Genomic DNA, 21,985 nt, shown 5'->3' with positions numbered 1-21,985 from the left:
AAACTGCTGCTTACCGTCAGGCCGTTTTAAAACCTGATTGTAAGCAGCAGTTTCGAATTTCTGATCCCGGTTGTCGCGTTACTTTATTATCGAAATACCGTTCATGTTTTCCAGTCTGGCAACAATTCCCCAACCGTAAAAGCTATTAGCAACGCCGATCAAAATCTCATTTTTCCCTTCTTTGAACGGAATCTCAAAGGATGAATTTTCAAGTGACAATCTTCCGACCGGTTCCTTCATAATCGGTGAACCGTATAAATTTTTGTCAACATACAGGTGTCGTCCGTTTAAAAATACCCAGACCTCATCGCTGAAACCAAGCGCTATCTTTTTCTTCTGTGCCGTTTTCGATTCAACATTTACTTTAAGCCAAACGATCTTACGCATACCTTGATGCCCTCCGAATTTTCTGGTCAGGTTGATTAATCCCATTCTTTCTGAATTAATCACCTCCCAGGAATCCTCTGGTTTAGGCATCAAATCAGCACTAAAATCGATTCCTTTCGGTGTTTCAATTGTTTTGCTGACATACCAAGTGCGAATATAACGCGGGTCATGATTCGTCAGATCTGCACCAGGCATCGGGGATAAACTTTCAGTTTGGTCTTTTTTAATGACCACGTTAGAAACAACACAGTCTCCCTCAAAAGCAATTGTACCTTTCGAAGTATTACCTTCAAGTCTTGGCACTTCGATGACCGGACGCACCATGTCGTTGACATAAGCGCGCATCTGAAAACCCGAAACAACAATCTTCACATGGTTCCAGCCATCCTTCCAAAAATATGCGCTTCCCTGAAAATGACCAAGCATATCCCATAAATTCACTCCGGAAACGGACGGCGCATATTGAACCGCATCTGTCGCAGTCGAGTCCCTGCTTTGATCAGTTCTGAGATAAAAACACTCATTTTCTTTCGGAGTTTGCCAGCGAAAATAAACGGTCGCAAAATATGGGTCCTTAGGAATCATATCAAATTCGATCGTCCCATTAACAAATTCTGTGTTCTTCAAGATCGACTGCACGCCGTTCGCGGAAATCTTCATAGATGGCCGCGAATCAAAGTCGGCAAACTCCACCTTTCCTTCCGGAAAATCCCAGTTTTCGGCTGTTAAGGGAATCGTCAAAGCAGAAATGATTTGATCGCTATTTTGCTTCTTATTTTTTTGTGCAAAAACGGAAATAGAAATTAAGCTAAACACAATGGACAGTACTGTTTTCATGGCTTTGGTATATGGTTTGATAAATTTTGACTAAAATTTTCCGAGGTGACAGATGTGTAACTTTATTCATACTTTCAGATATTTGTTAATAGTACAGGTTTAGTTTACAGGACAACAGTTGTCTACGACAAACCTAAGCGGATGGCCATTATATTCCTTTTCAAATTCTGGTCAAGTTATACCAAGTTATATCATACTGAAAACCAATGACATCCGAGGTTAACGAGCTTGTAAAATGTAAGACAGAAATTGAGCAAAAGCTTGATTGGGGCGCTTCCGAAAGCTGGCAAAGCATCGATTTTGAAAATCTGAGCCAGCTTATTCTGGATGACACCGGCGTTTCATTGAGTGTAAGTACGCTGCGAAGAATCTGGGGAAGGACAGAATATAACCATCTGCCGAGCGTAACGACCCTGAATACACTGGCGAAATTTGCGGGTTATGAGGATTGGCGAAATTTTCTAAAAACAAAAAAACCTGATCAGGAAAAGACTCCGGATCCGTTGGATACCGGAAAAACAACCAGCAAGACTGCTTCGCGTATGAAACTTGCCTGGATTTTTGTTCTTCTTTTGATCGTTGGGTTAGTCAGTATTTTTGCATTTGACAAAGGCGAAGCGCAGTTAAATGCCGAAGATTTCTCGTTTAGCAGCCAGCCCATTACCAGTGGAATTCCTAATTCAGTGGTGTTCACTTATGATGCAACACGCGCACCGGGCGATTCGGTTTTCATACAGCAGTCGTGGGACAATAATAAACGGACTTTGGTTGAAAAAAACTTTCACAAACACACATCTATCTATTATGAACCGGGTTTGTTTATTGCCAAACTTCTAGTTGGAGATCAGGTTATCAGAGAGCATAAGCTTTTAGTTCCGACCAACGGTTGGCTGGGCACGATTGACGGAAAAGATATTCCGGTTTATCTTAAAGATTCGGAATTCGTTACCGATGGAATATTAAGGTTGCCAATTCCGGTTATCAGCCAGAAAAATATTCCAATGCAACCGAAACCACCCGTTGTGACTTACGCGAATGTCGGCAACTTCGAACCCGTAGCATTAAAAAACTTCTCTTTCAGCAGTGAAATTAAAAATGAATTTCGGGACGGTGCTGCTGTGTGCCAGTTAACCAGAATCACGCTTTTTACTGATAGTATCCCAATTGTAATTCCACTTTCCATAAAAGGCTGCGTATCTGAATTAAATCTTTTAAGCGTCGATCATTTTGTTTCCGGAAAAAAAGATGATTTATCCGCGTTTGGGGTAGATTTTTCAAAATGGGTCAAAGTTTCCTGCAAAAGTAACGGTTCAAAAATTCAATATTTTGTTGATGAAAAACTGGCGATAGAATTTCCTTTGCCTGAGAATGAAGTCAAGATTATCGGAATATCCTATACGTTTCAAGGAACCGGGGCTGTTCAGAAAGTCAGCTTGTCAAGCGAGGACAAAGTTATTTTCCAGGCGTTTTAATATATTATTCATCAGATCGTGCCGCTAACACATCCCGTAAAATTTTTTGCCTTAAACAAATCGATATTTCTATCGGAAAGGTCTGAATTATTAGAAACTTGATAAGAAAAAATCAGTTTCTGACTTAACTCATCATATTCCCACTTCCGATTTTTTGTCGTCAGTTTCCTGCAAGGGTCTTGTTTTAAGCAAGAGGGTTGTGTCGGACTCTGACAGGCCCAAAAGCCGGCAAGAAATACACTTAATGCTACAAACCTGGATGACTGAAATAATAAAGAAATACTTAACATGGCTAAATCAACTTGTTATAATCGAGAAAAATGTAATCTTGAAAAATGCACGTCACAAATTTTGCCGCTTCGTTTCCGTGATACAATTTTTGTGACTTAACGGTATTGGTCAATCAAGCTTTACTAAGTAAACCAAGTGATACTTTCTAACCCATCTTAGCCAGAAAAGCTTTGATAGTATCGCGGTAACCTCTCGTCCATTTCACCTTGTTTCCGCCGGCCAGGTGAACAATATATTCACCGTTAAAATAAGTTTCCATTTCGGAAATGAAATTGATATTGATAATATTTGACCGGCTGACACGGATCATCAGCGAAGGATCAAGGCGGTTTTCGAGGCTTGTCAGACTTTCATAAATCGTGTAGGTTTTCGTCAATGTGTGCAGGGAAATATAATTTCCGTCGGCACCAAAATGCGTAATGTCTTCCACTTTGACCAGATACATACGCCCAGCTTCTTTGACCAAAATTCGCTGCAAATAATTTCCTTCTTTATTCTCTTTTTGCTCGTTCAACAATTTGGTAACCAGCTCATCTATCCTGGGCTGCGACTGCTGGCTCAGCCGCTCTTTCAATCGCCCTAACGATTGATGAAACCGGATTTCATCAAAAGGTTTTAGTAAATAATCAATTGCGTTGACTTCAAAGGCACGCAAGGCATATTGGTCGTACGCGGTGGTGAACACTACAAACGGCTGATGGTGAGGCCATATTCCTTTTAAAACTTCGAAACCGTCAAGCTCCGGCATCTGAATATCAAGAAAAATAATATCCGGCTTGTGCTGCAAAATTTTGATCACCGCCTGTGTCCCATTTGCAGCCTCATCCACAACAAGAATGGTAGAATCCGCCGATAAAAATGTGCGGATTACGTCTCTTGCCAGTATTTCATCATCTATGATAAGGCAGCAATACGTCATCTTTTTCCTGAATTTTATTTTTAATTTGACTTTGAAATGACAAGGTTACAATGGTTCCGCCATCCGGCGGATGCGTAAAATCGAGGTTAGCCTTTTCGCCATAAGCCTGCCTCAATCTGAGCATTGTATTTTTTAATCCAAGACCGGTTCCTGACGTGACTTTTCGTTGCTTGTTTCCCACCCCGTTGTCAATTACTTCCAGAATAAGAAACGTACCTTCGATCCTGCTGGTAATCCGGATCACAGCATTTGTTGTCAGTTCCGAAATTCCGTGCGTGAATGAATTTTCCACGATCGGCTGCAAAATTAACTGGGGAACGGAACATAATCCGGTAGCCGGATCGATGTCATATTCCACTTTCAGACGATCCTGAAAACGAATCTGCTGAATGGCCAGGTAATGCTGCGTTAACTTTAACTCTTCCTGCAAAGGAATGAAATCCGCTTGCTGGTTTACCAGCACTGCACGTAAAAGATCGCTCAGTGTAGTGATCATCTGAGTAGCTTTTCTGATATCATTTTTTATCATCAGACTCACGACCGCATGCAGCGTATTAAACAAAAAATGCGGATTTAACTGCATTTTCAGCGACTGCAATTGCGCTGTTGCCAGCTGTCCGCGCAACTGTTCATTGGTAAGCTCCGCTTTAAAATGCTCCTGCTTCAATGCCTGGTAACGGTAAATATATGACACCTTGTTAAAACCTATGACAAGTAACATGTATTGACTGAAACTCGCGGTAAAGGCCATAAAGAGCGAAAATAAATATTTCTCCGCCGGAACAGATTTGCCGACAGCCCAGAACATAATTGGATTGGTAACCAGATAATGGAAGGTATTTAAAAAAATATTCAAAAACGCAACGATGAGAAAATGAAGAAAAACCTGTCTGATCAATAATGTTATGCGCTCTTTAAAAGCGATGGGAATTTTTAATGAAGCGTAGAGTATCAGTGGCGTCGTCGACCACCAGAACAATCCGTCGAGCAGCCAGATAAAGGTTTCGTGATATTGCATGGTCAGACCCTCCCTCAGAATCCACAACATACTGAGTTGCCCGAAGGTGATGAAGGCGAAGATACTCCAATACCCAAGGGCATACCACCAGAACTGCTTCTGTGTCAGCGGTAGTTTCGACTGCAAAAGTAAACGTTGAACGAAGTGCATATAAAGCACGATTTAGGTCATTAAGAAAACGCTTGAAATAGAATTGTTAATCAGGTTTCTGAGGTTGAACAAATTAAGAATGAATATAAAAGTAGAAATCGAGCAAAGTATTACCGTTCAATATTATCTGAACTGCACTTTTTTTTATTCGAATGACAAAAGGACAAATGAGCGATTTCAAATCGACCGGATCAATCTACAATTCAACAAGTTAATTATGCCGGTCATCCCAATTTTTAAACCTTTTCTAAATATATCCTGTTACATTTACAATAGAAATTTCATGGTTTTAGTCATTTATTTAACAAAATAATAACATTAAAATTATTGATTTAAGGATAGTAAAATTTAGTCCTCTGACAAAAATGAAAAAGATAAAATGGCTAATATTCGTATTAACCATATTTTATATACATTTTCCGGCTTGCGTAAATGCCGAAAAGAAGCCTTCAAAAGAGACCGCAAGCGGCTTTTTTTTGACGGGAAATCGCAAATATGACCGGATTCCCTTTAAATTCAGGTCGAATCTGATCATTATTCCAATACAGATTAATGGGTCGGACACGTTGAATTTTATTCTTGATACCGGAGTTGCTAATACAATTGTTACAGATCCGACCGCACTGGACAAAAGCAAGCTTGATCTGAAACGAAAGATGATGATTGAAGGCCTTGGTGACGGAAATATGATCAGCGGACATACAGCGATCGGGAACTCGTTATCCATGCAGCACATGCAGGTGAACCAGCACAATATGCTTGTCCTCGACGAGCCGATTACGAGCCTTTCAGGTTATGCCGGGATACCGATTCATGGCATTATTGGATATGAGATCTTCAACAGTTTTGTTGTCACGCTTGATTTTGCCAGAAAAGAACTGCTCCTGACGCTACCCACCAGGTATAAATACAGCACAAAAAACGGCGACAAACTTCCGATCCTCGTTGAAAATGCAAAACCATACATCTCGACAGATGCTAAAATTTCAGGCAAAGATTTTCGGGATTTGCGCCTGATGTTGGATACCGGAGCAGGAAATGCGCTGTTGATCGACCATACCGCTCAAAACAAAATTACTTTGCCGGAGTCAGTCATTGAACCTCGCGAAGGGCTGGGTCTGAACGGTGCGGTACGCGGAAGTTTAGGCCGGATTGACGCGATCAAACTGGGATCAAATGAGCTGGCGAATGTGTTAACCTCGTTTCCTGATAGTATAACTTATGGAATAAAATTAGAAGACCGGAACAACCGGCAAGGAAGTATTGGCTGCGATATGCTTCGGCGTTTCAAAATTACTTTCAATTATCCTGAAAAATATGTGCTTTTCAAACCGATTAAAAGTCGTATAAAAGAAGGTTTCGAATATAATATGAGTGGACTCGATATTCTGGCTGCTGGCGAAAAACTGGATGCTTACTTTATAGATCATGTCAAAGAAAACTCTCCCGGTGAAAAAGCAGGCTTGAAAAAGGGTGATCAAATTATGTTTATAGATGGCACTTCCGTTAAAGAAATGAATATCAATGAGGTTTATCAACTGATGAAAAAAGGTGACGGAAAAGCGCTGGATATTATGGTAACCAGAGAGCAGAAAACTTTCTTTGCCCTGGTTAAACTTCAACGGATTATCTGACTTTGTTGGAAAAATTTAGTAGTTTAAGGTACCATCACCTAATTTCTTCTCAGTAATCTCTTCACTTCAAAGTAAATATGATTTCGAAATACACCCGAACACACACTAAGAATTACATCTGGATTGTATTGTTGTTTTGCGCTTTCCTCACCTCTTGCGCGAAGAAGGAGAAAAAGCTGCCGGAAATTGCTGTTCGTGATACTACGATCACTATAAAAAATTCTTTTACCGAATTATTCGTCGACAGCGTTGCATTGAATCAATTCCTGAAAAAGTCAGAAAATGACAGCATCGCCAATCAGATTCTGAGCTTTTACAACCACAGAAATTACCAGTTTGCCTGGTTTTTTCCGGATGGATTGGCCGACTTCGTCCCAACATTTATCGGTTTGCAAAATGACTATATCCATTATTCAGGAGATAGTTCTTTATACAATCCTGCATTGGTTTCAAAGATTGATTTGCTCAAATTATTGAAAAAAATAAATCCGGGCGACGCTGAGGTATTGAACACAGAGCTTCTTCTGACGGAACAATTTTTCCGTTATGCAAGCAAGGCTTACTCGGGCGATCACCGCATTAATACGCAGGAGCTGAATTGGTTTATTCCACGAAAGAAAATAAATACAGAAGCATTTCTTGATTCTCTGTTAAAAAATAAAGCACAAAACCTTTCGGCTTACGAACCGGTCAATAAGCAGTATAATTTACTGAAAGAAAATCTGCTGAGTTATTATAAAATCAGAAAAGAACTAACCTGGGATTCATTGCCGGCGGGTAAGAAAAAATATAAAGAAGGAAATCGGTATGATGTTATCCCGGAAATAAAAAGCAGGCTTTTTGCTCTGGGCGATCTGCCAGAGGCTGACAGCACAGACTTGATAGACACCACGCTGACCCAGGCAGTTAAAAGTTTCCAGTCGCGTTTTGGACTAAAACAGGATGGACAAATCGGAGCTTCCTTTTTCAGAGAACTGAATGTTCCTGTTCAGGAACGAATTCAGCAGATTTTGATCAATATGGAGCGCATTCGGTGGGTTCCGGCAACGCCGACGACCGATTATTTACTTGTAAATATTCCTGAGTATAAGCTCCACGTGTACGAGGATGGCAAATTGGCATTTAATATGAATGTTGTTGTGGGCTCCGAGGCGCATAGCACAGTGATTTTTTCAGGAACGCTTAACCAGGTCGTATTTAGTCCTTACTGGAATGTCCCTCCGAGTATTTTGAAGAATGAAATTTTACCCGGAATTAAAAAGAACCGGAATTATCTGGCCAGACACAACATGGAATGGAACGGAAATGCTGTTCGTCAAAAACCTGGTCCAAGAAATTCATTGGGGCTGGTAAAATTTTTATTCCCGAATAGTTATAACATTTATTTGCACGACACGCCATCCAAAAACCTCTTTGGAGAATCGAGCAGAGCATTTAGTCATGGTTGCATTCGCCTTTCAGAACCAAAAAAACTGGCTGAATTTTTGTTAAGAAAAGACAGTACCTGGACGGAAGAGAAAATTACGGCTGCAATGAATCTTGGTAAAGAAAAATACGTCCGCCTCCGAGGCAAGGCAGAGATTCCGGTTTTCATAGGCTATTTCACTGTCTGGGTGGATCAGAACGGAGCTTTAAATTTCAGAAAGGATATTTACGGCCATGATAAGAAAATGGCAGAACATCTTTTCAGCAGAGAAACAGATGAAATTGCATTAGAAGATTAATCCTAAAACAAAAAAACCGGCAAAAGCCGGTTTTTTTGTTTTTTATGAAGTTGAACATTACAAGCCAACCTGCAATACATTATATTTATCTGCAACGCCATTTTTAAGAATTTCCTCAACAGTTGCTGCGTCGCCGGAGAATGGCCCCGACGATCCGATTTTCAGTGTTGCCATCGCGGCTCCATATTCGCCGGATTCCTGAATGTTACCTCCCTGTACTTTTTTGGTAAGATAACCTGCCATATAAGTATCTCCACAGCCCGTCGCATCAATAACTGCGGACGGCTTGTAGGCAGGAATTTCATGGAAAATTCCATCTTTGAAAATTAATGAGCCTTTGCTTCCCAATGTAATAATTACCTCCTGAACACCAAGATCTGCCAGGTAACGCGCACCCTGCTGCACATCTGACCAGCCCGTCACCACTTCCATCTCATGCTCGTTTGCCTTCAAAATCGAGACGTAAGGTAATGCTTCCTTCTTATCCGCCCAGTCGTGATAAATTACTTTTTTATTTACAACGGAACGCAAAAGTCCCTGAACGTCAAGAGAAACCAAACCTTTTAATGAGAGAAAACGGATAAGATCGACAGAAATATCGTCGGATAATAGAGGACCTAAATGAAATATTTTTGCATCCACGGCCGGCATTACTGAAATACCAAAAGGAGCTGCTTTCTGCAAAACATTCTGTTCGCGGTAATCCTGGTTTTCACTATAAATATTTTCAAAATATACCGAATGCTCGCTCGGTAACGTATGGACACTAATACCATTGCTGCGAAGCCCTTCAACGACATTCATCTCACTTTGCGCCAACGCAGTCACCAACACATAATTAATATCGAATTGTTGAATCGCCTTTGAAAAATAAAACGAAGTACCGCCCGGCATGTGTTTAACAGACTTGGTCGTTACTACTTTATCCAGCGTTATATGCCCTATCGTACAAATATCGTACATCTTTGTAGAAATAATCGGTGTGAACAAAATGGTTTACAACAGCTTAAAAGAACTTGTATCAGGCAAAACCGGCCATGAATGTTTCCTTACTGTTATTTTTATGTTACGGTTTTCTCTCCGCGTCATCATTAGCCAACAATACCGCCTTTATTATAGTTCTTGAAAATGTTCAAATCGCTGGGCAAATCATAAAAATAATTAGTTATATAGTTTTTGTATTTATTGTATCAATCAGAAAACAAAAAAAATGGCTGATGTTTCACTCAGCCACTTTTCATTTATTCTTTCAAGAGTATTTTCAAATCTTCCTTTAACTTTTTTGTACCCTCTTCGGTTGTCCCGTCATACATCCCTCGGATATGCCGGTCTTTATCAATTAAAACAAAGGCCCCGCTATGAATATAACCGCCCGCCTGACTGGAATCTTCCATCGCACTGACCATATAATGTTTCTGTCCGATGTCATAAATTTTCTCCCGGTCGCCGGTTACAAACTGCCACATCGATCCGGTAACACCCAGATCCGTAGCGTATTTTTTTAAAACATCAGGTGTATCATGTTCAGGATCAATTGTATGGGAAAGAATTTTAACGTCCGGGTTATCTTTAAATTCTTTATAAACCGTTAGCATATTCTTTTTCATGATCGGACAAATGGTCGGACAGGTTACAAAAAAGAAGTCCGCCACATATACCTGATTTGCGAAGTCCGATTGGGTAACCGTTTGCCCGTCCTGATTGGTGAAAGAAAAATCAGGAATTACCGGGTAAATTGTTTCCTCTGTCTCTTTCCCGTCAACCACTTTTTTTACAACATCAGGCTCACCCAGATACGGCAACTTTTTAGTTTCACAACTTGTCGCTATTACTATCGTGATAATAATAAGCAGAATCAAATTTGCTTTCATATCACTTTTTAGTTATTGTCAATAAAGTCGCTGGCGTCCTTCAAACTTTTTGTCATAAGGACTTTTACATTTTCGATCTTCGTTTTCTGATCCGCCACGTAAGCTTCGGCCTGCGTTTTATCAAGCAATTTCAATGTGTCCAATTTGAGCCCGTGCATCCATCCCATCATCGCCTTATCCGCGCTGTCAAGTTCGGCATGCAGTTTTTGAGCTTCTTCTTTTCTCGCTTTTAAAGCGTCACTGGATTTTATCGCCATCAGACTGTCTGTTTTTTTCATGTCCACACTGATCTGCTTTTTGTAATCCATCAGCTTATCCATGTGCGGCATGATGCTATCGTGAATGGCAAGCATTTCCTGAGTTTGGTCGCTTACCGGAATGTCAGAATCGTGATGCGTATGCTCTTGATGTTCATTTTTCTTATCGTTCGCACTGTTACAACCATATAAAAAGGTGATCGTCAGAGCTGTTAAAATGTACTTTTTCATAACCTATATAATTGAATAATTGATTTTATGTTTGTGTATTTGTTGAGTTAAAACCATCATCGCGGCGAGCTAAATTCACTGTTTGTTACAAATTCCTCATCTGTGAGTGTTTTTAAAAATGCCATTATCGCTTCCTTTTCCACGACACTAAACTGAAATCCATTGTTTGGTATCTGTTTATCCAGCGTTGGTGAAACCAATATCTTTTGAGAATAATGATCAATCACATCTTCAAGATTTGTAAATCTTCCGTCGTGCATATACGGTGCCGTGAGCGCGACGTTACGAAGTGTGGGTGTTTTGAAACTTCCCAGATCAGCCGGATTATAACTAACCCTGAACCTTCCCTGAAAAAGTCCCTCATATTGATCATTATCGAAATCAGCATCGATTCCGTTGTTATGAAAACTATTATCCGTAAATAATTCGCCCGCATGACAGCTTTGACATTTTTGCCGTACCAGCTCCAATCCGTGCAATTCTGTCGGCGACAAATCTCCTCCCGGCTCATTTCTCCTGAACTTGTCGTACCTGGAATTTGAGGATACCAGTGTTCTTTGAAATTGTGCCAGCGCTTTCACTATATTCTGAGAGCTGATTTTATCCTCAAAAACCAGGTCAAACTGTTTTACATATTCAGGCACGTTGTTAAGTTCGTCGACAAGTTCGAACAAATCCTGTTGCATTTCATCTGCCGCTGTCAGTGGTCCAAATGCCTGCGATTCCAGGTTTGTTGAGCCTCCATCCCAGAAAAGACCATTATTTGCCCAGGCAAGGTTGATCAATGCAGGTGTGTGACGATGAAGTACAGTACCCGAAACACCGTTGCTGCTCAGCGCTTTACCGTCACTGAACGCCAGCTTCTGATCATGACAACTCGCACAGGAAATTTTATTGTTTCCTGACAACCGCACATCATAGAAAAGCATTCTACCCAACTCGATACCATTTCTGGTCATGGGATTTTCTGTGTCCCAGACGGGCTGTGGAAAGTTGTCCGGAACCACGAACTGAAAGTTCAGCGGCTCCGGATCAACTGACTCTTCTTTACCGCAAGCAGTTAAAACGAGACTCAATCCGACAGTATATAAGAGATTTTTTTTCAAAAATTTCACTCTTCTTAGTTAGAAAGACTGCCAAAAGTCAATGCTTTCGTTCCATAATTCGTAGCCAAAGCGGACATCACCGCAGCTTGCGCGGCATTTACTTTTGGCGTTTTGATCAGATCAATTCCGTCGATAACCTTTGTGATATCCAGATTTAAGACAAGGCCTTTCGCCGTGGAAAAATTAACAGGTGCGGCAAAATCAATTGAAACCGTCTTATAATTTGCATTCAATCCCGTTTCAGCAAGAAAACTTGCGCTTGTCGTGCCTTCTTTTACAGATCCCGCAACCGACGAAAAAATATAGCTCGTATGCCACATCCAGGCAATGTTGCTCATCCCATTGGCAATGGACAACTCGCCTGCCTGCAAACTCAGATTATCATTGTGTTTGGCATCTATTCCAATCGAGAATTTGATGCTCTTATATTCTCCCGCCGGAATATCCTCTACATCAATCGACTCTCTTTTGCGCGCGGGATAAGTCAGGCTGTCGGAAATTGTACCTGAAAGATTCAGATCCCCCACTTCCTCCATCAAATAGTACGAATCCGGGATCAGATATTCAGTGCCTTTGGCATCAATAAGTGTCACGTTGCTAACCCAGTAACGCAACTTTGAAAAATTATATGTTCTGCTCCCGATTGTAAAATCTTTGTTCAAAGCAAAATCTGCGTTGCCCACACGTGCGTCGAAAGTGATGGTTGTTTTTGCATTTTCAACAGGTTGTACATCTGTTGTATCATCATTATCATCGCAAGAAGAGAAAAGGAATGTTGCAAAAGCGAAAATGAGAATTCGTTTCATAGTAAATTGTTTATTAAAACGCTTTGTGAAATAATTGAAAAAATAAGTTGAATACGGACAAAAAATGTCCGGTCACATCGTCTCCAGCACAGTAGCCCTGACAGGAAAAGATGTACTAAAACACTAAATTTGTGATCAATTATTTAAACTTGTGGCGGTCTTAATAAACGGGAATCGGGAGAAATATAAACTGCTAATTGATAGAAAAACAAAGGATTATCTAAAAAATAATAGTTGTCGGTACTGAATTTAAATGAGACAACAGCTTGCGTAAAGAGCTGCAAAACCGGAAGATTTTGAACACGATTTGTGGTTTCCTTGTCCTTATTGTCTTCCTGTTGTTTCAGTTTTTTTGCCAGATAACATTGACCATTACATTTCAACTCCGGGCGCTGGCGATTTTCACAAAGCACCTTTGCGATATACTCCCTGTTTAAATGAAAATACGCGATCGTCCCCCACGGACTAATCGTGGGCAGCATGACTGAAAACAGTAAGATATATGCTAAAAACGAACGCATTAGAATAATTTAAAAAGCATTTCCGACACCTGGGTCGGCTAATTCTGCACTTCGCACGAATTGATCGTCGCTCAAAGTCCTTAAAAAAAGAATGATACTTTGCTTCTCAGCAGAGGTCAAACTGATACCTGTTTTCCCTGTTGGAGATTTGAAAATATCATCGAGTGTCGCGGATGACTGCATGTTGTCGCTGTAATGATTAAGTACCTGTTCCAGTGTGGCAAATCTTCCGTCATGCATATACGGCGCTGTCAGCGCAATATTTCTCAAACTTGGCACCTTGAATTTATAACGGTCAGATTCATTTTTAGTAACGGCGTATCTCCCCTGGTCATCAATTTTGATCGGCGGTAACCCATTATTGCGATAACTGACATCAGTAAAAAGCTCTCCAGCATGGCACGACGAACACTTTTGTTTAAAAAGTGTCATACCGGTTTTCTCCTCTGTTGTCAACGCAGCCGCATCTCCGAGAACGAAATAATCATATTTTGAGTTGGCAGAAACCATCGTCATCATAAACTGTGACAATGCTTTTCTAACCCGTGCAGAGGTAATTTCATTTGTTCCATAAGCAGCTTTGAACAATTTTGGATAATCGACCTGCACCTTGGTACTCGTATTCGGCGTCGCTCTGAGTTTGGCCAGGATATTATCCATGGTTTCATCCATCTCAACTTTATTCTGAATTGGATTCAGCGGCACCGAGTCGAGAACGTGGACATTTCCATCCCAGAAAAAAGAAGTATTCCAGGCCATATTCTGAACGGAAGGAGCATTACGTGTCCCGAGCTGGTCATCCACGCCGTGGCTCAGTTCATGTCCATGGTGCGTAAATGCGGATGATTGCTGGTGACAGGTACCGCAGCCAATGACATTTGTGCGCGACAGAATTCCGTCATAAAACAAAAATTTACCAAGCAGAACACCTTCAACGGTTAGCGGATTTTTTGTCAGATCATATACAGGATCAGGGAAATGTGCAGGTTTCACCCACCGCAATGAAGTAGAATTTGTCGGTTCAGGATCGGGACCTGGGTCTTCCGTGTTTCCTCCGGAGCCAGAGGAACAGGAAATACCGACTTGCATCAGCAAAATCAGCATGCCCGGAAGCAAGCCTGTCCTTTTCAAAACCTTAAAAAATCCATGATCCATATATTCCTATTTAGCCAGACTGTTCTGCTTTATTTCCCCAAAACCAAACATAGATTTATAATTATTCGCCACACCGGATGACAGTGTAAAATCAAACATGATACCTGGATTTTTTTCCACGCTTACCGGATCCGGACCATTGAAAACTTTCAGTACATCAGCTGTTAAACGTACCTCAGGAACACTGTCACCGGTCACAACCGCCTTTTCTCCTGCAAAATTTATCTTTACGTTTTTGATGTTATTGACAGTTTTATTCTCACTATCAAACCCTCCATAGAACCCTATATGATAGTAAAACTTGCCGTTTGAGGAGCTGGATTTTGATGAAGTTCCTTCAAGTTTTACAAAAATATAACCCGACGTCCACGCCCAATACATGCCGTCACCTGCCATATCGCCCGAAGGATCCAATGCCCCTCCCCTTTTTTCGATACCTGAAACACTTCGCAAACTGTCAACGCCGATGATATATTCAATTCCAGTATATTTTCCCTGTGGAATTCCATTCAAGATAACCGTTTGAGTTTTAGGATCTGCTTCGACAATCCTAAAATAGCTTGAATCCTGTGGTATTGTGTAGCTATCTCCGCCTTCTTCCAGGAGTTTAAAATTTGAAACGAAATAATTAAATTTTGATATCGTCAAGTCTTCTCCAAAGCTGTTTGAATAGGTTTTATTATCTAACACGAGATCTTCGTTCCCGGCAATATTGTCAAACTTAAGAACCATACGGCCTTCGGGAATAATCAATGGAGGACCAACTTCTGGACCTGAGTACTGACATGCAACGATAAGACATGCGCCGATGAAGAGCATCGAGGATAAATAAATTAATTTTTTCATATTTTTTTCACGAAATCAATACCTGGATTTTATTTTGATTGATCAGCCGGTTATATTCAAAAACGGCTCAACAGATCGATTCATTATATAAAACAGCAGAATCGGACACATTAATTTTAGTCAAATCAGAAAAGAAATCCTAACTGCACCAACACTCTCTCCTTGGCAACCACATGTCCTGAGTTGCTTCTCTGGCTTATCGGTTTTTGACCGTTGACACCCAATGTCCAGCGGTTTGAAAACAAATGCACACCAACCGTTCCGTTCAATTGTTTTCCTCCGGTTTCATCTAAAAGAAGCTCATTTTTCCTGCCTCTGCCCGACTGCTCAGCATATAATCCGAAGGTTGGCGTCAGGGTTATTTTTCCAACTTTGAAAGAACGGTAAAGATCCATCGTTCCAAAAAGCTGGTTACCAAACTTGTAGTCTTGGGAATTGGTGGTATTAAATTTTCTGGAAACATTTACACCCAAACCCCATTGATTAAGATTTACAGTATAAAATGCGTTAACGATGAAATCTGTACTTCCTGTGCCAGGCTGAAAATTGGCATTTGCAACCTGTAAGACATCATTTTCATCATACTTGAATCGTCCGGTTGGCAGCTTTATACCGCCACCAACAAGCAAAGTATGGCTGAATTTTGAGCTGCTTTCGGTATCCATAAGCGTGTTCAGAATATTGTAATTTGCCAGAAGCGTCATATCACCCAGTCCATTTTGTTTTTTGGTACCAGAAGTTGTAACCTGCTGATCCATTCGATATGGCAAAAAAGCCATAACCTGTACCCGCTTAATTGGGAAAAACCTTGCGTAAAGTTCCGTGACATTAAATTTCTCCTCAGTTCTCAAAACCTGGCTATTTGGATGGGTTGTGAAACTGAGGTAATTATACCGAATCCCGATCACCGATTTATTCGACTGCGGCATAAGACCAAAATACGATCCACTATTTGCACAACCGCAGATATCACAGGCTTGTGAAGCGGCTGGCAATAAAAGTGTTAAAAGAAAAAATCGAAATGTTTTCATTGTTAATATGTTAAAAGGCGTTACCAATTCCCGGATCGGAAAAAGCATTATTTTTTATAAAATTATCGTCGCTAAGCGTTCTCAAAAACGCAATGATACTTTCCTTTTCGATATCTGTCAGGTTTAGACCTGTTTTTCCACTTTTCTGAATAAATGCAGAGTCCAGCGTTGGCAAATTCGTCACCTTGTCGGTATAGTGTTCAAGTACTTCACCCAGCGTTTTGTAGCGGCCGTCGTGCATATAAGGCGCAGTAAAACTCACATTTCGCAGACTCGGAACCTTAAAGGTATTTCGGTCTGATTCTCTGCGGGTAACATCAAACCGTCCCAGATCTTCGTTTTTCAAAGGCGCCAAGCCGTTGTTTCGAAAACTGAAATTGGTAAACAATTCGCCCTCGTGGCAGGAGCTGCAATTTTTCCGAAAAAGTATTAATCCTTCCTTCTCCTCCACAGAAAGTGCCGTTACGTCGCCCATCGCGAATTTGTCATACCTCGACTCTGCAGAAACCAGCGTAGTCATAAACTGGGAAAGGGCTTTCATCATGCGTTCAGTCGTAATCTCAGGCGTGCCAAACGCGGCTTTGAACATATTTGGATAATCGACTGGAATTTTGGCTGATTTATCCGGTGTTAACCTTAGTTTTTCTAAAACATGATTTACTGTTTCTCCCATTTCAACAGGATTTTCAATCGGGTTGAAAGGAACAAAATCCATATCACGAACGCCGCCGTCCCAAAAGAAAAGTGGGTTCCAGGCCATGTTCTGAATCGAAGGCGTATTTCGCTTACCGAGCTGATCATCAACACCGTGGCTCAATTCGTGACCATGATGTGTGAACGCTGATTGTTGCTGGTGACAGGTTCCACAGCCAATAACATTGGTCCGGGAAAGCATTCCATCATAAAACAAAAATTTCCCAAGTTCAACGCCCTCAACGGTTAATGGATTTTTTGATAGGTCATAAACCGGATCCGGAAAATTAGCAGGCTTTTTCCATACCAATAGCGTTGGAGCATTATCTTCGGGCTCGACACTATCCTCCGATTTACAAGCACCAACCAGCACCGTAAGCCACGCCGCACCTGTCAATAATACCAAAGCAGGCATTACCAAAACTTTTTGAAGTATTAATTTTCTAATTGATTTCACAGATTTTGACAGTTATAATCAATGAGCACTGGAAGTCGGATGAATATGATCCAATGTGAACATCGTCATTAGGTTATTGGCTAACGGTACAGTCAATGCCGGCGTCGTAGCTTGCGGCAAACCTGCAATGCTTACCTTTGTATTCCCGTCAAATATTTTCAAAATATTTATCAGAAGATGTGCCTGCGGCGATTTTGACGTTGTTACACTGGCCACCGTACCCGTAAATGGAATATTTATTGTTTTAATATTATTTGCGGTTTTTGTGGCTGCGCCTCCAAAACCTTTAATCTGATATTCGAACTTGCCACTGGGTGCGGATGCAGAGGTACCTTCAAATTTCAGAAATGTATATCCGTCATTAGCATTCGTATACATAGCAGCGCCTGGCTGACCTGCAGCGATATCTAAAACACCTTTGCGATTCCCTGAAGCAGAAACCGTCCTGGCACTATCCACGCCCAATAAAAATGATACCCCGGAATAATCACCGACCGGAATATTCTCCAACCGCACCTCATACGAGTTTTTGTCTGAGGCGATAATCAAAAAATAGCTGGAATCCTGTGGAATAACGTATTCGCCACCAGCTTTCTTCTGAAGTTTAAAATTGGAAACATAGTAGCTCAGACCAGTAACCCGAAAACTTTCTCCACTTGAATTTTTATATGTAGTATTGTTGAGCGCAAGAAGCTCGTTACCAACGGTATTGTCAAAATAAAAAACGATGTCCCCTTTCCCCTCGGAATTCGTTTCCGGTTCAGCCTCATCAGAACTGCAAGAAGAAAGGAGAAATGCTGTAAACAGGAATATATAGATGAATGAAAATTCAACTTTCATAACATAAGGTTTAAACTGAAAATTTGAAAAGCAGTAAATACAATGGTTGAGCTCTCAGTTCAGAATGAACCAAAAAGTGCTGACAATCTGCCCTTTGAGCAAACACAATTTTGTAAATACCTCTAAAATAAATCAGTTAAACCAGCGGCGGATGAAAAATATCGGCAATCGGATTACGCGCTGAAAATGGAGAATTGTACTGATAGTGAATGGATGTACTGGTTTCAAATGTCACAGGAGCTGCTGAAAATAACACTTCCCTGCTGTCCATTACCTGATAAATAAGATGTGACAAATAATCATTTTCAGCTTGTCTGGCATCTTTTTCTTTGGCATCGGCGATACGTTTGGCAAGGTAACATTTACCATTGCAATGCATCATTGGCTTATCACGGTTCACGCATAAATTGGCAACAATATAATCTCGGCGAATTTCAAAGTCCAGATATAACAACGGAAGTACCCATGCTTTTACAAGCATCAGCGTCAGCAAACTCATTGCTATCCATTGTTTTTTAGTGCTTTTCAATTTCTATAAAAATAGTTTCGCTCGTACGTCTATTCAGAGGCTGCAAATATAGCCAAGAATTTGTCATGATATTTTTTAAGATAAAGTTATTTCCATTTTTATGCAAGACGAAGTGCACAGGATCTGATTCTTTTTAACACAAAACCAAGGATACATTTCTCTACTGTTGAAAAAGGCACGATAATACCGTGCAGATTTTTATCCCCAATAAGTTGCTGGCTATCAATATATTTTGAATTTAATATTAATACATAGAAAGAAGAGTGCCGGATCAAGCATCAGACACCTCTTTACTTTTAACTAAAATTTCTTAAAATATTAGTATATTTCATGAGTGTTATTTTTAACCTTACTATATGATTAATCTATCCGCGATGTATCCCCGAATTCTTCGTTTTACAAAATTAAGTTTAAAAGTCGCCGGGCTCGCATTCCTGGCTTCTTTCACTGTCCAAGACAGTCCGCCAAAACCAGATGAAAGTCGATTTACACCCGTTGTGGTTGCCGAAAATCTGGATGAACCCATGGTTTTTGAAGTATTAAAAGATGGATCTGCTTACATTATTGAAAGAAAAGGTGCGCTGAAAAAGTATAATGCAGCAACCAAATCAACAGATCTGATTGCTATGATTCCCGTCAATACGAAGTATACGGGCGCAGATGGTGTGGTTAAAGAAGCTGAGGAAGGTTTGATGGGATTTACGATGGACCCAAATTATGAAAAAAATCACTGGATCTATCTCTATTACGCACACCCGACAGAGAAAAAACACATTCTTACACGGTGGGAAATCAAAGAAGACCAGTTGGTTGAGAGTTCGAAAAAGACGGTTTTAGAAGTTGAAACCCAACGCGAAGTTTGCTGCCATACGGGTGGCGGTATGACCTGGGACAAGTCTGGGAATCTTTATCTGACCGTTGGTAACAATACCGGCAATCAGAAAGCTGCGCAGACGGATGAGCGTGAGGGAAGAAGCAGTTGGGATGATCAGGGACACGCGGGAAATACAAACGATCTGAGAGGGAAAATTCTAAAAATTCATCCTGAGCCAGACGGCACGTATACAATTCCCGAAGCAAATCTTTTTCCAAAAGGAACTGCAAAAACCCGTCCTGAAATTTATTCTATGGGTCACAGAAACGCCTGGAGAATTGCTGTTGACAGCAAAACCGGTTATGTATACTGGGGTGAGGTGGGGCCTGATGCAAATGAAGATTCGGATATCGGACCGAGAGGTTATGACGAATTAAATCAGGCGCGAAAACCGGGTAATTTCGGCTGGCCATGGTTTGTTGCCGATAACCAGGCTTTTCCGGTTTATGATTATGCAGCGAATAAACCTTTGGAGAAAAAAGATCCGAACAATCTGATCAATTCTTCACCGAACAATACCGGATTAAAAGAACTTCCTTCAACGGCTCCAAACTTTATTTATTATCCTTATGGTGTTTCTGAAAAATTCCCATTGGTTGGCTCTGGTTCAAGAAGTGCAACGGGTGGACCGGTATATCACAAATCAGATTTTGTAAATCCGAAACGTCCTTGGCCTGCGTACTATGAAAATAAATGGATCGCGGCAGACTTTTCACGCGGCTGGATCATGGCGATATCCATGAAGGAAAACGGAGATTATGATTCCATGGAACGCGTTCTTCCGGGTTACCATCCGGTACAGCCTATAGACATTAAATTTGGCCCGGACGGCGATTTGTATATTCTGGAATATGGCAGCAACTGGTTCAGAAAAAGTGATAATTCCCGTTTGGTAAGAATTGAATATAACGGTGGCAACCGCAAGCCAATTGTTCAGGTTTCGACGGATAAAAAAGGCGGAACGGTTCCATTTTCAGCGAAATTATCTTCTGAAGGAACAAAAGATTTTGATGGAGATGCATTAAAATACAGTTGGAAAATCACAGGAGCTGGTGTTGCACCACAGACTTTTGCAACAGCCAGTCCAACAGTTTCGTTTGCCAAGTCGGGTGTTTATACAGCCAGTTTGACGGTAACGGATGCAAAAGGAGCAAGCAATACGCAATCATTGAAAATCGTGGCAGGCAACGAGCCGCCACAAGTTTCAGTGGATCTTGCTGGGAATAAGACCTTTTTCTTCGCTGATAAACCTATTGCCTATGCAGTAAATGTGAGCGACAAAGAAGATGGAAGTTTATCAGACGGAAAAATTAAACCAGACCAGGTCGCTGTCAGTATTGACTATACGTCAGAGGGTTTCGATTATGCAGAAGTTATTCAAAGTCAGCGCAGTGTGGACGCATCCACGCAGTTTGCAGTTGCCCAGGTTTTGATGAGCAAAAGTGACTGTAAAGTTTGTCATCAGCCAAATACAAAATCTGTTGGGCCATCTTTCGCTGATGTTTCTAATAAATACAAAGGTCAGTCGGGTGCGCTTGAAAAACTTGTCAAAAAAGTTTTGGAAGGCGGTTCGGGTGTATGGGGAGAAGTTGCAATGGCAGCACACCCTGCCCTACCGGTTGCCGATGCGGAAGTAATCGTCAAATATATTTTGAACAGTACTGACAAAACGCTAAGCACGCTACCTATTAAAGGTGATTATAAACCAGAAATTCCAAAGGGTGATAATGGAAAAGGCTCTGTGATTATTCGCGCTGCTTTTACCGATCGGGCCGTGGGCGGCGCAAAAACAATTCCGGCACAAACCTCCGAGGAAATGATAGTCTTGAGAAATCCGGAAGTATTTGCAGCTGAGGCACCTATTACCAAAGGCACGGAATTAAAAGCACTGGGTGTTGCAGGTTTAGGTTTTAGTATGGTAACGTTCAATGACAGTTATCTGGCATTGGAGAACATCGATCTTTCGGGTATTGATCAACTTGAACTTGATGCGTCGGCGCAAAGAAGAGAAGGAAGCGTCGGAGGAACTGTCGAGGTAAGACTGGACTCGCCAACAGGGCCGGTAGTCGGAACAGAAAAGGTTGAAATAGCGCCGGAAGTAGATATTGCCAAAGTAATGGCTGAAATGGAAAGTGAAAAGAAAAATGCGAAACCAGGCGAACCTGCCAAGCGACGCAATCCATTTGCACGGCCGCCGGTAAAGATCAAATTGAAAGATACCACTGGAAAACATGACATATATATTGTGTTTAAAAACGATGAAGCAAAGGCAATTCAGCCTTTAATGTCTTTTTCCAAGATTAAATTTCAGCAATAGTCTAAAAAGATTTTAACCT

19 protein-coding genes are annotated in these 21,985 nt (G+C 41.0%); 4 read left to right on the top strand and 15 right to left on the bottom strand.

The window, feature by feature from the left end:
* Nucleotides 1-78 precede the first annotated feature (78 nt).
* Complete coding sequence (locus L0657_RS06035; protein ID WP_235149517.1) at nt 79-1,224, bottom strand: hypothetical protein; 1,146 nt, start codon at nt 1,222-1,224, stop codon at nt 79-81.
* A 206-nt stretch (nt 1,225-1,430) separates the two neighbouring features.
* On the opposite strand from L0657_RS06035, the gene L0657_RS06030 reads away from it, so the two are divergent.
* Nucleotides 1,431-2,696 (top strand): hypothetical protein, encoded by a 1,266-nt coding sequence (locus L0657_RS06030; RefSeq protein ID WP_235149516.1) that lies wholly within the window; start codon nt 1,431-1,433, stop codon nt 2,694-2,696.
* Between the two features lie 436 nt (nt 2,697-3,132).
* Here the strand turns inward: L0657_RS06030 and L0657_RS06025 are convergent, their stop codons facing one another.
* Together L0657_RS06025 and L0657_RS06020 are read right to left on the bottom strand one after the other, a co-directional pair.
* Nucleotides 3,133-3,906, bottom strand: a complete 774-nt coding sequence (locus L0657_RS06025) for a LytTR family DNA-binding domain-containing protein (protein ID WP_235149515.1) — start codon at nt 3,904-3,906, stop codon at nt 3,133-3,135.
* Complete coding sequence (locus L0657_RS06020) at nt 3,878-5,074, bottom strand: sensor histidine kinase (protein ID WP_235149514.1); 1,197 nt, start codon at nt 5,072-5,074, stop codon at nt 3,878-3,880. The genes L0657_RS06025 and L0657_RS06020 overlap by 29 nt, the downstream gene beginning before the upstream one ends.
* A 365-nt stretch (nt 5,075-5,439) precedes the next feature.
* Between L0657_RS06020 and L0657_RS06015 the strand changes: the two genes are divergently transcribed.
* Both L0657_RS06015 and L0657_RS06010 read left to right on the top strand, forming a co-directional pair.
* Nucleotides 5,440-6,708 (top strand): aspartyl protease family protein, encoded by a 1,269-nt coding sequence (locus L0657_RS06015; protein WP_235149513.1) that lies wholly within the window; start codon nt 5,440-5,442, stop codon nt 6,706-6,708.
* Nucleotides 6,709-6,785: 77 nt separating this feature from the next.
* Entirely contained in the window at nt 6,786-8,432 is a 1,647-nt protein-coding gene (locus L0657_RS06010; protein WP_235149512.1) for a murein L,D-transpeptidase, read from the top strand.
* A 57-nt stretch (nt 8,433-8,489) separates the two neighbouring features.
* Here the strand turns inward: L0657_RS06010 and L0657_RS06005 are convergent, their stop codons facing one another.
* The 12 genes from L0657_RS06005 to L0657_RS05950 all read right to left on the bottom strand — a co-directional run bounded on the left by L0657_RS06005 (nt 8,490) and on the right by L0657_RS05950 (nt 18,775).
* Entirely contained in the window at nt 8,490-9,395 is a 906-nt protein-coding gene (locus L0657_RS06005; protein ID WP_235149511.1) for a PfkB family carbohydrate kinase, read from the bottom strand.
* Nucleotides 9,396-9,673: 278 nt separating this feature from the next.
* Nucleotides 9,674-10,303, bottom strand: a complete 630-nt coding sequence (locus L0657_RS06000) for an SCO family protein (protein ID WP_235149510.1) — start codon at nt 10,301-10,303, stop codon at nt 9,674-9,676.
* An 8-nt stretch (nt 10,304-10,311) separates the two neighbouring features.
* Entirely contained in the window at nt 10,312-10,791 is a 480-nt protein-coding gene (locus L0657_RS05995) for a hypothetical protein (protein WP_235149509.1), read from the bottom strand.
* A 56-nt stretch (nt 10,792-10,847) separates the two neighbouring features.
* Nucleotides 10,848-11,906 carry a cytochrome-c peroxidase gene (locus L0657_RS05990; protein WP_235149508.1) on the bottom strand — a complete coding sequence of 353 codons (1,059 nt, stop codon included), beginning with the start codon at nt 11,904-11,906 and terminating at the stop codon, nt 10,848-10,850.
* Nucleotides 11,907-11,911: 5 nt separating this feature from the next.
* On the bottom strand, nt 11,912-12,703 hold the full coding sequence (locus L0657_RS05985; RefSeq protein WP_235149507.1) for an MbnP family protein: 792 nt from the start codon (nt 12,701-12,703) through the stop codon (nt 11,912-11,914).
* A 143-nt stretch (nt 12,704-12,846) separates the two neighbouring features.
* On the bottom strand, nt 12,847-13,185 hold the full coding sequence (locus L0657_RS05980; RefSeq protein WP_310588261.1) for a hypothetical protein: 339 nt from the start codon (nt 13,183-13,185) through the stop codon (nt 12,847-12,849).
* A gap of 48 nt (nt 13,186-13,233) precedes the next feature.
* Entirely contained in the window at nt 13,234-14,379 is a 1,146-nt protein-coding gene (locus L0657_RS05975) for a cytochrome-c peroxidase (protein ID WP_235149505.1), read from the bottom strand.
* 6 nt (nt 14,380-14,385) lie between these two features.
* The gene (locus tag L0657_RS05970) at nt 14,386-15,225 is read right to left on the bottom strand and encodes an MbnP family protein (protein ID WP_235149504.1); all 840 of its coding nucleotides are present in this window, start codon (nt 15,223-15,225) and stop codon (nt 14,386-14,388) included.
* A 125-nt stretch (nt 15,226-15,350) separates the two neighbouring features.
* Entirely contained in the window at nt 15,351-16,256 is a 906-nt protein-coding gene (locus L0657_RS05965) for a hypothetical protein (RefSeq protein ID WP_235149503.1), read from the bottom strand.
* 10 nt (nt 16,257-16,266) lie between these two features.
* Nucleotides 16,267-17,406 carry a cytochrome-c peroxidase gene (locus tag L0657_RS05960; RefSeq protein WP_235149502.1) on the bottom strand — a complete coding sequence of 380 codons (1,140 nt, stop codon included), beginning with the start codon at nt 17,404-17,406 and terminating at the stop codon, nt 16,267-16,269.
* A gap of 18 nt (nt 17,407-17,424) precedes the next feature.
* On the bottom strand, nt 17,425-18,246 hold the full coding sequence (locus L0657_RS05955) for an MbnP family protein (RefSeq protein WP_235149501.1): 822 nt from the start codon (nt 18,244-18,246) through the stop codon (nt 17,425-17,427).
* A gap of 136 nt (nt 18,247-18,382) precedes the next feature.
* Complete coding sequence (locus L0657_RS05950) at nt 18,383-18,775, bottom strand: hypothetical protein (RefSeq protein WP_235149500.1); 393 nt, start codon at nt 18,773-18,775, stop codon at nt 18,383-18,385.
* Between the two features lie 356 nt (nt 18,776-19,131).
* On the opposite strand from L0657_RS05950, the gene L0657_RS05945 reads away from it, so the two are divergent.
* Nucleotides 19,132-21,966, top strand: a complete 2,835-nt coding sequence (locus L0657_RS05945) for a PQQ-dependent sugar dehydrogenase (protein ID WP_235149499.1) — start codon at nt 19,132-19,134, stop codon at nt 21,964-21,966.
* The last annotated feature ends 19 nt before the right edge of the window (nt 21,967-21,985 follow it).

The organism is Dyadobacter sp. CY345 (assembly GCF_021502725.1).
GTDB lineage: Bacteria > Bacteroidota > Bacteroidia > Cytophagales > Spirosomataceae > Dyadobacter.
This window is presented reverse-complemented; position numbering and strand designations above follow the sequence as displayed.